At 61.2% G+C, this 13,439-nt stretch carries 11 protein-coding genes; 4 read left to right on the top strand and 7 right to left on the bottom strand.

The genetic code is table 11. From position 1 onward, the window contains the following. Positions 1-31: 31 nt before the first annotated feature. On the bottom strand, positions 32-2,752 hold the full coding sequence (locus tag AAFG13_RS00345; RefSeq protein ID WP_342710780.1) for a hypothetical protein: 2,721 nt from the start codon (positions 2,750-2,752) through the stop codon (positions 32-34). A 1,111-nt stretch (positions 2,753-3,863) separates the two neighbouring features. Between AAFG13_RS00345 and AAFG13_RS00340 the strand changes: the two genes are divergently transcribed. Continuing rightward, positions 3,864-4,052 carry a hypothetical protein gene (locus AAFG13_RS00340; protein ID WP_212315373.1) on the top strand — a complete coding sequence of 63 codons (189 nt, stop codon included), beginning with the start codon at positions 3,864-3,866 and terminating at the stop codon, positions 4,050-4,052. 264 nt (positions 4,053-4,316) lie between these two features. On the opposite strand, the gene AAFG13_RS00335 is transcribed toward AAFG13_RS00340, so the two are convergent. The 4 genes from AAFG13_RS00335 to AAFG13_RS00320 form a co-directional block, all read right to left on the bottom strand. Beyond that, positions 4,317-4,574, bottom strand: a complete 258-nt coding sequence (locus AAFG13_RS00335; protein ID WP_342710779.1) for a hypothetical protein — start codon at positions 4,572-4,574, stop codon at positions 4,317-4,319. A 609-nt stretch (positions 4,575-5,183) separates the two neighbouring features. After that, a complete protein-coding gene (locus AAFG13_RS00330) occupies positions 5,184-5,969 on the bottom strand; it encodes a hypothetical protein (RefSeq protein WP_212315375.1) in 786 nt (261 codons plus the stop codon). 508 nt (positions 5,970-6,477) lie between these two features. Further along, positions 6,478-6,693, bottom strand: coding sequence for a hypothetical protein (locus tag AAFG13_RS00325; RefSeq protein WP_212315377.1), 216 nt, complete (start codon positions 6,691-6,693; stop codon positions 6,478-6,480). A 351-nt stretch (positions 6,694-7,044) separates the two neighbouring features. Next, complete coding sequence (locus AAFG13_RS00320) at positions 7,045-8,109, bottom strand: hypothetical protein (RefSeq protein ID WP_342710778.1); 1,065 nt, start codon at positions 8,107-8,109, stop codon at positions 7,045-7,047. Between AAFG13_RS00320 and AAFG13_RS00315 the strand changes: the two genes are divergently transcribed. Beyond that, positions 8,096-8,902 carry a GDSL-type esterase/lipase family protein gene (locus AAFG13_RS00315; RefSeq protein ID WP_342710777.1) on the top strand — a complete coding sequence of 269 codons (807 nt, stop codon included), beginning with the start codon at positions 8,096-8,098 and terminating at the stop codon, positions 8,900-8,902. The two genes, AAFG13_RS00320 and AAFG13_RS00315, sit on opposite strands and share 14 nt — an antisense overlap. 44 nt (positions 8,903-8,946) lie before the next feature. Here AAFG13_RS00315 and AAFG13_RS00310 read toward each other — a convergent pair whose 3' ends face one another. Next, positions 8,947-9,156 carry a hypothetical protein gene (locus AAFG13_RS00310; protein WP_212315383.1) on the bottom strand — a complete coding sequence of 70 codons (210 nt, stop codon included), beginning with the start codon at positions 9,154-9,156 and terminating at the stop codon, positions 8,947-8,949. A 114-nt stretch (positions 9,157-9,270) separates the two neighbouring features. Then, on the bottom strand, positions 9,271-10,518 hold the full coding sequence (dinB, locus tag AAFG13_RS00305; protein ID WP_342710776.1) for a DNA polymerase IV: 1,248 nt from the start codon (positions 10,516-10,518) through the stop codon (positions 9,271-9,273). Between the two features lie 346 nt (positions 10,519-10,864). Here dinB and AAFG13_RS00300 point away from each other — a divergent pair, with 346 nt between their 5' ends. After that, complete coding sequence (locus tag AAFG13_RS00300; RefSeq protein ID WP_092125468.1) at positions 10,865-11,131, top strand: hypothetical protein; 267 nt, start codon at positions 10,865-10,867, stop codon at positions 11,129-11,131. Between the two features lie 261 nt (positions 11,132-11,392). After that, positions 11,393-12,538, top strand: a complete 1,146-nt coding sequence (locus tag AAFG13_RS00295; protein ID WP_342710775.1) for a hypothetical protein — start codon at positions 11,393-11,395, stop codon at positions 12,536-12,538. Positions 12,539-13,439 lie beyond the last annotated feature (901 nt).

Genomic DNA, 13,439 nt, shown 5'->3' with positions numbered 1-13,439 from the left:
ATGGGCTTGGGACGGCGCGTGCCCCGAAATGTTAGCGATGCAGCGCGTCCAGCCGAGCTTTCGCCTCCTTGATTCCTGCTGCATCGGCCCTGGCATACAGCGCCTTTGCTTTGGTCGCATCGCTGCGCGTGCCGTAAGTTCCCCATTTCGCCAGAACCAACGGATCGTAGGTTTCTGCCAGCGCAAAGCTCGCCTGCGCACTGCCCATCTCGACGGCGCGCTCAAGCACAAGCCGCGCCGCCCCTACATCGCCCTGCCGAAGCAGGGAACTGGCACGCGCCACCAACCCTGCAGCTTCCGCAACCTGCTCGGAAGCGGGCTGAACAACAGCGCGAGCAGGTGCCGGGGGTGCCTGCTCGGCGATCGGATTGGCAGCCACTCCGACGTAGCCGGACTTGTCTGGGCCACGCGAACCGGTCGTCACAACGTCTGATGCAGCGCCGAGCCCTTTGCGACCCTGCGCCTCATAGGCATGGATCGCGCTCCGCGACAGGAAGAAGTTCTGCGCCCTCACGCCGGCGCTTTCGCCGCGCAATTGCTTCAACTCAGCGGCATCGGCTTCTATTGCTGTCTTCTGCAGCAAGACGTCCTCGTTTGCCTTTGCGGCCCTCGCCGTCTGGACCTCATTTTCGCGACGCACTGCTGCCAGGTCCTGTTCCAGGCGTGCGGACCGCTCACGCTCCTTTTGCAAATCCACCGCGCCGCTCTTCCCCGCCGATGTCAGCCGGGACAGATCCTCGGCCGCTTTGGCTGCCAGTGCAGTCTTGGATTCGACATCGCGCCGCGCCGTCGTCAAATCCTGCTCCAGCTGTGCGGACCGCTCGCGTTCCTTTTGCAGGTCCGCAGCCGCGCTCTTGCCCGCTGCTTGCAGTCGCGATGTTTGCTCGCCTGCCTGCGTCACCAGCGCGGTCCTACTCTCGACATCACGTCGCGCCGCCGCCAGATCCTGCTCCAGCCGCGCGGATCGCTCGCGTTCCTTTTGCAGGTCCGCGGCGGCGCTCTTGACCACGACTTGCAGCCGTGTGGTTTCGTCGCCGGCTTTCGACACCAGCGCAGTCTTGCTCTCGGCATCACGCCGCGCCGCCACCAGATCCTGCTCCAGCCTGTCAGCCCGCTGACGTGCCGCCTGCAGCAGGTTCTGCGACTCTGCCGCGCCGTTCTCCCTCTCCCGCTTCAATCGGGCTGTTTCATCGATTGCTTTCGCCGCCAGTGCGGCCTGGGCCTCGACTTCACTGCGAGCCGCCGCAAGATCCTGCTCCAGCCGGGCCAATTGTCCAAGTTCGACGGGTGCGGCTTTCTGGGCTGAAGCCGCGCCGCGTTCAGCCGCCCGCCTGAGCTCCGTCACTTCTTCGCCAGCCTTGAGCGCCTGCGCCTCATATGCGTAGATCGAGCTGCGCGCCTGGGAGAGTTCCTGTGCAAGCGCGTCGGCCTTCGCGCGCGATTGCCTCAGATCGACAACCACGGCTTCCGCGGACAGCTTCTGACGCGAGACTTCCTCGCCCGCCTTTGCCGCCAGCGCAGTTTGGGCCTCCAGATCACGCCGTGCCGCCGCGAGGTCCCGCTCCAGCTGCGCGGACCGCTCATCTTCCTTTTTCAGGTCCGGTGTTCCGCTCGCCTCTGCGGCTTTCAGCCGGGAGGCTTCTTCGGCTGCCTTCGCCGCCAGCGCAGTCTGAGTCTCCAGATCACGCCGCGTCGCCGCGAGATCCCGCTCCAGCCGCGCAGACTGCTCGCGTTCCTGCTGCAAGTCGGCTGCGTCCCTCTCCCCCGACTGCCTGAGGCGGGACGCCTCCTCGCTCGCTTTCGTCGCAATTGAAGTCTGTGTCTCCAGCTCCCCTCGCGCGACCGCGAGATCCTGCTCGAGACGTGCGAACTGTTCCGGGTAGCGAAGCGACCCGGTATCGCTCGCAGTAGCCTGTCCGAGTTCGGCCAGTTCTCCTCCAGCCGCACGGGCTTGAGCTTCGTAGGCCTGGATTGCGCTCCGCGTCAAAGAAAAGCCGCCCGCCGGCACTCCGGCCTTTGCAGGCGGTTGCCTTGTCTCGGCCGTGCCGATCTCCCCCGCCCGCTTCAGCCGTGAAACTTCCTCGCCTGCTTGTGCCGCCAGCGCGGTCTGGGTCTCGACATCGTGTCGAGCCGCCACGAGATCCTGTTCCAGCCTTCCTGCCCTCTCCAGCACTTGTTGCAGCGCATCCTGCGCCCCCGCGCCACCCTGCACGGCTTGTTTCACCCGGGCAGCATCTTCGACGGCCTTGTTGGCCAGGGCAGTCTGGACTTCGAGGTCGCGTCGAGCCGCGGCGAGACCCTGCTCCAACGTCTCTGCCCTCTCACGCTCGTGCTCGAGGCGCTGCAGCAAGCCAATGTCAAGCCTTGCAGTGGAGAGTTCGCAGGACAGGCTGCCACCCAAATTGGGCTCCTGGTCCGAGGGAGGCCCGCTCTGGTCGCGCGCTTCCTGTACGATCAGCATCGGCCGCTTGGTACCGCTTTCGTCCCGCGGCGTAGCTTCGGAATTGCCGTCCTCCGCCGCGGCAGCAGAATTGACAATGCGAAGGGCCATCGTTTGCTGCGCATCTGCCGCGAGACGCACAGGATCGGGCGACGCCCGTGTTGTTTCGGGTGCCCATGCGGTTGCGAGCATGGCGACGGCCGTCGACCACAGGAGTACAGGCTGTGCAACACTGAGCAGGCGTCGCGGCGGCGCGCCTGCGATGTCGCCGGCGCGGCCTACTTCATTGTCGAGGAGAACCGTGCGGTCCATCCGCAGTCACCTTTCGTTTGGCGACACGATCTATCGAGGTGCGGCGTTAAGTGCCCTACCCTCGGCGCGAAGCCCATGATCCGGATTGAGGCCCCGCTCCCAATGTGACCACCTCGATTCCCACCTTCCCACCGAGATCGCTGTAACATTGTGCGACGTCACATTGTTAAGGAGCGGATTGTTCGTGAGCACCAACACCGCGAGCACGAGCACGGCTATCCGCCGTTTGCGGTTCGTGGCACTGCTGCATTTATTCTCCCATGGGACCCTGCCTTCGCCGATCCGAATTTTCATCGTAGTTTCGTGCAGTTCGCCCTCGCGCGCTATTTCCCCTTGGAGGAGCCCGCCTAACCCTTCCGGATTATGCGCTCTCCCAACCCTGACCTGACGCAGCAACGAGGAATCGATTGACCGGTGCATCACCGCGACCGGGAGCACCGCCTGACCGCTGGGATGGCAGGAGTTCGAAACACCGATCAATTGCGCACCGGAATATTTGCAGAGGTACGGATTCGCCGTGCCAGTGTCTTGGCAGTCGTCGGCGCCGTCGATCGCGGCAGCCTTCGCTCAACTGGTCTTTGACCACGGACACGGCCGGACTTGAGGCATCGATGGACCGGCGAATAATCCCCCTAGCGAGTGGCATCGTAGTTGCCCAAATTGATCGTGACTCCGGATGGCTCCGCGACAGTTCGACGGAATACCTCGGAATTTCCAGCCAACGCTCTGCAAAGAAGGGTAACTAATCTACACTCACTCGATTGCAGCGGGAGCAAATCGTGCGTTGCGCGCCTTCGATCGTTCGTAAGATTCGGAGCAAGGCCTCGATTTTGTAGTTGCGGGAGGCCTTATGGTCCTGGATAGGTCGCGCCTCGCGCGATACCGGTGATGATGCGAGTACACATCGCGAGACACTGCTCCGGGGCCGTGCAGGGAAGCCATTCGGTGCGCATCGTCACCTTCCACACTGCCAGGAAAGGTTGCGCAAAGTCACAACCGAAATCATTGAAGCGGCGCAGAGACAGTGGCGAGATTTTTCCCGGCTCTCTGCAATTTTGTTGGGAATGGCCGGGAGGTGTCCGCCTATTGCCGGTCTCGCATGGAGACGAAGATGACCGACGAGCAGTTGATGCGCCTGAAAGTCTACGGGAACAATGTCCAGCGCTATCGCCGATTGCTCAAGGGCCACCTAACCGAACAAGAGAGGGAATTCGTCGAAAGGCGCCTCACTGAAGAACAGTTGGCGATCCAGAGGCTAAGGACGAATGGCCTAGTACATGGCACGTCGGAGATAGTGTGAACGGGTTATGTCCTCCGCAAGACCATGCGTCACGCTGATTTTTGACCGCAGCGCCGGGCGGCAGCATGTAAATGAAGAACAGGCTCTCGAGAAGTTCCCGGCTTGTTCTAAAGGCTCGCACAGCAATGGCGGTCCTTAACGCTCAGCAATCGCAGTCGAATTCCTCAAGGGCCTAGCTTTGTTCCACGAACTTGTCGCCATTTTGCCCCGCCTCGTTCCCCGGTGTCTCATTCTGTTCATATATCTTACTAGGTAACACAGGCGTCATTTGTTCGTGGTCTGTTTCGCCGACACTTCGCGATGCAGTCGATCACGCCAAACCCGAGCATTGCCCGCAGGTGCCGGTAGAGCGTCAGTCAAAGCCTGCTTTATGCGTTCGGCCTGCTCCTTCGTCAGCTTCTCGGCAAAGCGGCCACCTTTTTCGAGCTGCGCCGGCCCCTTGAGTTCTCGATCATAAACCATCCAGTCGGTGCTTCCTTTCCGAACGAGGAATCTAGCTTGCTCAGGCGCGGTGAAATTCAACGATACCTCCCAATCAATTCAGTCCGCCGATCTCAAAAAAACACAGCCGGGGACGGTCTATTCCTAAACCGGGACACTGAAATTCCCAGCATCGCCTAGACTGCAAGGCCTATGCCGATACACCCCCGTTTCCGCGGAACCATGCCGCGGCGTGCGGTATGGCAATGACCCTGAGGTAGTTGATCTCCGCCGTTGCGCCTTGCATGACGCAGAGCCAGACAGTTCTCACAGCTCGGCCTTCCACTCTGCGGGTTCCGCTCGCTGTCACTCGCTCATCCGAGGTATCGCGCGGGCGACGAAGCCCACTTCGCCCGTATGGAGCCGTCTCTTCGACTTTACGAAGGGAACCGTGCCAACGAAGAGCGCCCGCGATGCGACATGCGCGCGACGTGATCAGAATAAAGGCCGCGGGTTAGCCGAGCCGCCCGATCGCGCGGCGCTGTTCTGGAAGCGCGCTACATCGTCCCGCATCGCTTCGCGCGCTGGGCGAGGTGCCGCTCACCGACCGCCGCCGATTCCAAGTCATTCCTTGAGATCAGGTTCAAGAGGCCGCCGTCCCAGCGCCAGCGGCCTATCCGTTACTCCCTGTCATGAAGGTGGCTTCGCAGATTAGCGCGCTGACCACGGCCATGCCGACGGTTGCGGCTTGTTCGCTTGCGGGCGCGCCGCATTCGGCGCCCGCTTATGCGTCTGGGTGACATTGGTCGGCGGCCGCGGACGCGGCACTGGTATTTCGGAGGTTATCTTTGGTTGTTCTGACGACGGCTTGGGCTCGTCAGGCTCTGCCTTTGGCGCCGAAGCGTTGGCGATCAGACTGGCCAGTTGTTCCTGGCTTGCGTTGAGCCGCTCGGTCATCGTCTTGCTGTCCTGCGCCATCTGAATCTGGGCAGCCTTGATCTGGCCGATGACATCGTTGTTGCGTGCTGTTTCCACCTGACTCGCCTTGAGTTGGCTTGCCACGCTTTCATTGTCGCGGACCAGTTGTTCTTGCCTCAGTTGCAGCTGTTCGACCGCCTGCCTTAAGGCAGCGAGATCGCGCGCCATCGGTTGGAGCTGCTGTGCAATATCCGGGGAAGGTACGACGGCAGTCGACGCAATGTCTTTCGGCCCGGCTTGTGTCAGAGGTGTGGGGTTTGAGGGGGATACGACCGGCGTACCAACGGAGGACCACCACCAAGTACCCCCAACAATGGATGCCAGCACAACAAAACCGATGGCGGCCGGATAGCGCCAATCTTCCAATCGATGAATCATTGCTCGCAACGTTCGAGGCACTTTCGTGCTGGTCGTTGGACTCAACGGACTGACTCCCGCTTCACGTGCGAAGTCCGAAAGCTGCTCCTCCAAGCTCGAGAGCCGCTCTTCCGCAACCTTGTTATCCAGCGTGGAGTCCATTTGGTGCTCCGCAACAAACAAAATGCAATCCGACCGAGAGCAGAACCAATGGCCGACTGAACGGTCCATTCAAGTGCGCAAATGGGAAAGCGGGTAGCGTACCGCAGCCTAGGCGAGCAGGGAAGCGGCTCGACGCGCTTGAGCTCGCTCGGACTGCAAGGGCATTAGTCCGACGCTGAACGGCTTGCCGCCTCGGTCAGTGCCCCCGGCTGGAAACCCTCCTGGCAAGGTTTCCATGCCAGGCCACGAACTGTCTCCGGCAAACTACCGCTCGCGCCCTAGCAACACAATGGAACGTCTTAGGGCCCGGTGCCGCTATTCTACGGGAAATCGTTCCCGAACCAGTTCGGATGCGATGTCTGCCGATCGTCCTATGCTAGGGAGCTCCGCCGCACCGGTGCCAGGCTCCGCTGGCACGCGACTGTCGTGGGCGTTTCCTAGCGGGATCGCTGCTCGTCAAACACACTGCGCAAGCAAATAGCTGAGAGGCGCGTGGCCATAACCATCTTCAGCCGCCCCTAACAAACGTCCACTCGGGAACTTCAAACGGTAGGCCACGGGCCGACGGATAATGGGAATAACCTCCGAGGAGATCGAGCGCGGCCACTGCCGAGTGATAGGACCCAAAATCCTCCTCTTCGAAGAAGAAGTGAAATCGCCCGTTCAGCGGCACGATGCGAAACGTGCCGCCCTTGGAGCGGAATTCCCAATAGCCTGAGGTCATTGCCGCCGCCAGACGCGCCGACGACCGGTCCTTGCGGCCTCGAGCGTGCAAACGATCAACCTAACGTCATGGCCAATGTGGAAGCCTTTGAATGTCATATGAGGAGCGCCTTCGAATCGGGCTGATTCTACAGCGGAAAGACATTGTCAGCCAAAGCGCCGACCGACTTATCCATCGACTTTCAGAGCGGGCGGCTAACAGCGCGACAAATCGTCAATCGGTTGAAGCGCGGAATATTACGGGAGTAATGCAGGTCGTGGGCTGACAGCGGGAACTTGTGACATAGTGGATAAGCTACCCTGCGCGTTGGACAGACGCGTCGCGGTCGACCGGCTCATAAGACTGCCACCATCAATCAGGCACCCATTTGATGGAAGCCGGATCTGCCGGCCGCGTGGTCGTGTAAGTCACCAGGTCGTATCCTCGCTCGACGACGAGATCGGCAACTTCGATGAAGCCTTCGTTGTTCTCGTCCTTCGAGCTATGCAGCGTCACATCGCTCATGGACACATCCTGGCTTGTCAGGGACAGCCTGATCATTCCCTGATGGTCTCGAATTGGCCTGCAGATCGGAATGAGCCGCGCCTCGAAGTTTGTCGGGTGATAGGGTTTGAGACGCAGGTTCTTGTGGAAGGTTCTGTCTCCCTCGATCGACAGCACGCTCTTGCAGGCTGCCGAGTTCACCATGAGGCCGCGGATGGATGAATCCGACCCGATGTGGATCGGATACGTCTCGCCGCGTGCCAGCCGGACCCCCGAAAACGCGATCAGCCTCGACGAATACTCCACCGGTGCGCCCGCAATTTGATCTTTGAGCGGCACGCGTTCGTAAGCCGTGAATGCAAACGTGCGTTTGCACTTTGCAGTCTTGGCCGTCCTTATCTTAGTCAAGAAATTGCCAAGGTGCGTCGCTATCACGCCCGACAAGAACTCGGCTGGATGACTGCCATCTGCATAGAGTTCCTTCGCGTCTACGCTCTTGGACTTGACGACCGCGGCAATGACATCTCTTACATCAAGATAGTACCAGTCCTGCTTCTGGCAGACGGAAATGCAGGCAGAGATGATCGTTCTTGATGCGTTGATGTCGCTCACCGGTATGCAGACAAAAACCGGCTCGCAATTGGCGCGTTTGGCGGAATGCCCAATCCACTCGACCCACCTCACAACATCGTAGTAATCGATCGCATTGGCGGAAAGCAGCGAAAAATCGATCACGCATGTATCGACAATGCAAAACTCCGAGCCTTTGAAGAAGTCGCCCTGGGCGAAGTACGGACCGAGCAAGGACGGAGATGCACCGATCCTTCCTGCCGATTTCACTTCAATTGTGTCATCGGCGTCCAGAAACTTCTGGAAAAAGCCTGCCTTCAGGATGCTGTTTGACTGTCCCAGGATCGAAATGCTCAGCGACATCAGATTGACTGCCCTCAGATGGAACCGCGCAATGACATCGAAAATGCACGATGAAGAACCCCGCAACACCGCGTCAATCGTCTATGTCGCGGCGACGTTATCAATTGTCGCGGCGTTCTGTCTACCATCGGCGGGACGCGCGCAAAGCTCGCGAGCTGCATGCGACAAAACCGATACGCAATTCGCCGTAACCGCCGCGATGCCGGACAATGCCGACGCCTTGCGCAAATATGAGAGAAATGTGTCGGGCCTGTCCGGCGATGTCTCGACGGTCTTGCTTGGTGACTCGCTGGTTGAGGCGTGGCCGAGGGAACTATCAGCCTCGCTCGGCGCCGGGCCGGTGGCCAACCTCGGCGTCGGACGCGACAGGATTCAGAACACGCTCTGGTTCATCGAACACGAACGCGAGCGGCTGCGAAAAATCAGGCCGAAGTCCATCATCGTGCTGGTCGGGACCAACAACATCTATCTCGATAAGCCGTGCGGAGTGATGGAATCCTACCAAAAGCTGTTTGACGAGATCAGGTCGCTTTGGCCGAACGGCAAGATTTTCTCCATCCAGATTCTTCCGCGAGGCGAGCAGATGAAGGGTGCGGCCGAGAATATTGGATCTGTCAATGCCGAACTCAGCAGAAGGAGCCGGGAACTCGGAATCAGAACGATCGACGCCTCCGACATCGCATGCGGACGAACAACGCCGTGTGCCAATTACAAGAGCGATCTCCTGCACCTGACGCCATCCGGATACGAAGCCCTGACCAGGATCGCAAAGCAAGGCATTGGTTCATCGTAGGCTGCGCGGGAGCCATCAATGACGCTGAGGTGCGACCTGGTCTGCTAGCTCAGCATCGAGATGATCGATTGCAGCTGATCGGATGCCGACGCCACGAGCCCGTCGAACGACGTCTGGCCGTGCGCCGCCGCCCGCAAGATGCATTCTGCAACGGCCGCCTTGAGACCGAACACGGATTGATCGGCCGGCACGCTTGCCATCACCGTCTCCAGCGCGTCGCGCATCGTCTGGATCAGTTCGGAGCTGAATTTCATGGCTATCCTCCGCGTGCTCAGGATAGACCGGGCGCGCCACGCCACCACTCACAAGCCCGCGATTCCGGATTGCCTTTTCTTAATGCAATGACAAGCCGATGAATCGGCGAAGCGCTAGAGCTCCTTCTCGGCCAGCTTGCGGAAATCGTCGGGCACCGAACGAACGACCTCCAGCGCCGCCGAACCGTATCCGATCGCATCCCAGCCAAAACGATCGCGGACCTTGTCGATGGCACAGTCCGCGGCCCAGCGGGCCATCCCGATCGGACTTCCAGGGCGAAGCGCTTGATCGGCCAGTCCGAGCGGGAGCTCGAGCGCAAGATCCCAGTTCTCCTCGAGATGTGACACCGAGATTGCCAGCAACGAAATGATTTTCTCGCTTGGGTGGTCAGCAAGCGTGGCGCGCACCAGCTTCTCGGCGAGGCTGGCGAGGATCACCGTCGTGCACACGGGCGCATCGAGCGTCATCGAGCGCGTCACCGATTTCAGGCCGGCGAAGCGAACGCGCACCGTCACGGTTCGTCCAGGCCGGGATTTCGCCCGGAGCCGCGTGGCGACGCGGTCGGCGAGATGAAGCAGCGTCGGCCGAATGACCTGCTCGATCGCGGGCTTTCGGCCAAGCGCCGATTGTGCTCCTGCCGATCGCGCGCGCCGATGCGGGGTGAGTTGTCGCGGATCGCGATTCCAGGCCAGCGCGGCGAGTTTCTCGCCCGCCGCCGGACCGAGCAGCCGCGTCAGCGACCGCTCCGACAATTTGGCGAGTTGACCGATCGTCGAGACGCCGATCGCGTCCAGTCGTGTCCTGGTGACCGGCCCTACTCCCCACATCAATTCGACCGGCAGTTCGTGTAGGAATCGGAGCTCGGCGTCGGGATCGACGACGACAAGTCCATCGGGCTTTGCGACCTGCGAGGCGATCTTCGCCAGATGCTTGGTGCGGGCGACGCCCACCGAGATCGCAAGGCCGAGCTCAGTGCGCACGCGCCGCCGGATCGCCGCGGCTATTTCGGCGGGCGTTCCGAACAGATGCGTGCAGCCTGCAACGTCAGCAAACGCCTCGTCGATCGAAATGCGCTCGACGAGCGGCGTGAAGTCGCCGATCACCTTGATGGCTGCGTCACCCAGCCTTTGGTAATCGCTGAAGTGGCCGCCGACGAAGATCAGTTGCGGGCAGAGCCGGCGAGCTTCCCGTCCCGACATGCCGCCGTACACCCCGAAGTCCTTGGCCTCATAGGACGCGGCAAGCACAACCCCGCCTCCGACGGCGATCGGCTTGCCTCGCAGCGACGGCTCAAGCAGCTGCTCGACCGACGCGTAAAACGCATCCAGGTCCGCGTGAAGGATGGTGGCTGCGGCTGCCATCTCAACCCGTTCATCCCTGACCTGACCAAAACTGCTCGTCCTTGGACGCTACGATAGTTAAAAGAACAAAACAAGAACAAATTCAACTCCAGTCGACCAGGAATGGCCGCCGGTGCTGGCGATCTCCCGGCGAACGTTGGGCGCGCTGTGGTGCCAAGCATCGATGCGGGCTGCCGATCGCTGTCGAAGCAATCACCGCGAGGCGGTTGAGAGGTCGCTCGACGTCCACGGGCGTTCTCTGCCGAGGACGAGCGCGATTGCGCGCAGCTCTCGCGTCCCGCTGCGCCAGCTCGCTCATGAGCCGGCGTTGTTTGACGAACAGGCTTTTTCGGATAGAGATCAAGGCATGACCGACCACTCTCATCAGGTGGACTTCCAGGCTGCGGCCTCGCTTTACAAATGGCCTTCTCTCGGCAATTCCAGGCGAGAGGATCGCGCGCCCTATATGATCGTCAACGGAACGCTCGACCAATGCATCCGGGACTTCATGGGCAAGCCCGAGAAGACCCGGCATCTCTACGAGATCCGGACCACGTCGCAGCCTCCCCTCGTGCCGGATGTGCTGTCGCCCGAGCACGTGATCGAGCTCTCCAGGCTTCGCGAGTTCCTCTGAGGCGCTTCAGCGGACGTGACCCTGACGCGTCTCGTTCGCAGGCAGACTTATCCATCTGTCGTGCGCCGGAAGGCGCATTGTTTGCCTCTCGGGGAGCCGCTACACTTGCCTGACTCTCCGAGTGACGGACGTCCGCGCCGGCATGATTGATCCGCTTCGGCCTCGTCTGCGGTTCGCACATCGCCGGCACGGGAGCGGAGCGGCTGCACGACCGGTTGCCGGGGCATCGAGAGGCGCCACATGAGGTTCAATCTGGCGATCTTGAGCGTGCTGGCCGCAAGACCCGAGCAACGGATTCCGCTTGAAGAGGTCAGCCGCGAAGTCAAGCGCATGATCGCCGCGGGCGATGCAGCCACGAAGCTGAAGCGATCGTCGGAGCTAGGCGACGCCGACGTCTTCCAATCCGGATGGGCTTCGATCAATGAGGCCGGGCTGCAGATCACGGACTCCGGCCTCGCGCTATGGCGCTCGCTTGAAGCATCCCGCGTCGAACAGGAACTCAGCGAGCAGGAGCTCGGCGAGCAGAACCTCAAGGAGCGGGAGCCCGGCGAACGGCAAACGGAGCCCGTGGAGACGGTTGCTGCCGACCCGCGCGATGCGATCAGCGATGCCGTTGCCGAACGGCCCGACGCGATTGATCGGCAAGTCCCTCGGGTGATGGAAGCAGGCCTTGCCGATCGCACGACCTTGGGCACAAGCCGCGCAATGGCAGCACCCGACCCACCCGCGCGCGCGCCGATCATCCCCGAGCCGGCATTTGGCTCCATTCACGAGCCGGACCGAAACGTTTCCCGGCTCTCGCACTTTGTAAAACTCCTCGGCACCGGCATCCCGCGATTTGCCCGGGCGCGGCGGCGGCGCTCCGAGGACGACGTGCCGGATCGGAAAGCGGTCAAGGGCGTCGGAATGCCGGGGCTGGCCGTTGCGTGCCTCAGCCTGATCTCGGTCGTTGCGTGCGTTGCCGCAGCGCTTGCACTCGGCCAGATCACCTCGCTGAAGTCGGACAACGCCACGCTGCGGCGCGAGCTGATCCCGTTGAGGGAACGTCTCGTACGACTCGAACAGGACGCAGCGAAACGCGAGGCCGCCCAGCAGGACGAAGCGCAAGAAAGGGTCCGGGCGGAAAAGAAAGCCTCTGACGCCGGTAGCGAGCACGCCGCGCTCAATCTGTCGCGGGAAGAAATCCAGTTGATCAGGGAGTACATCAAGGCCGCGCCATCGGCCGGCGCGGCCGGACCGCCGATCAACGTCGGCGATCCCGTCACCGGCGGAATGATCCCGCTGCCGTCATCGTTGATCGAGAAGGTGCCCCGGCTCGTCGGTGCGCGATTTGCCACCCGCAACGGCGTCATCGTCATCAGCACACGCAACAGTCGACGCGTCGATGCCGTGCTGACGGCGAATTAGATCTGCGCAGAAGGCGTCGATTGTCGCGCGCGGACAGAGAGATTGCGGGGGGAACGGCAAGTGGGCCGACGGTCCAAGGCATCGTCACCAACGGCCCAGCGCTGCCACTGAGCGCTGCAACGGGGTCCGGGCGGTGGACGCAGTCTAGCCTACCAATTTGGAGCAGCGAATTCCCTGCATATCAGGGCAATAACAGGGACTTCGCTGCGTTTCATTGCCTCCGAATGGCCGCTCCGTGGCAAAAGTCCAATGAATGAAGATTCTTTCGATGGATCGGGAACGGAAGTTAACAGGGGAATATACTGCGATAACAGGGAAGCGGATTCGCGGTAGCAGGACAAGGAGTGCGCGCCGCGCCCCGCGGAGGCGTTTGCAGGCCGCTTTGCGCAAGGAGGAATATGTTAACAGAAGCTAAACGTCGCCGGGGGCGTCCGCGCGGCAGCATAGTGAGGAATGCTGATTTTTACGCTCAGGTCTGGGTTGCTGTCCGGCTCCTGCGCATTCGCATTTACGTTGAGACCAGGAAGACCCAGCCAAATTGGCGAAGCCGCAGACCCCCTTCCATCAGCAAGGTCTGCCGTAAGTTAGCGATACTCGGGGGGATTCACAACGTTGTGGGTGGGAACATCAAATACGTAGCCGCGGCTTCTGCCCAACAAAGGAAAAAATGGCTTAGATTCAAAATTGGTCCCGCAAGATTGACGCCCACGCCAAGCGCCAAGGGAAACGTCTTTTCGCGCCATAGCATAACGAATGCAACAACGCTGCGCCGCAGCTACCTTACCGCGAATGACATGGCACAACATAACCGGGGTGTGCACAACATGTGGATGAATCTATGCCGGCAACACCTCGGTGTGGCGCCCAAGAATTATAGGGCGATCGCTGGCCCCTCCCGCGG

It is taken from the genome of Bradyrhizobium sp. B124 (assembly GCF_038967635.1).
Classification (GTDB): domain Bacteria; phylum Pseudomonadota; class Alphaproteobacteria; order Rhizobiales; family Xanthobacteraceae; genus Bradyrhizobium.
Note: the sequence above shows the minus strand (reverse complement) of the source record. Positions and strands in the feature narration are given on the sequence as shown.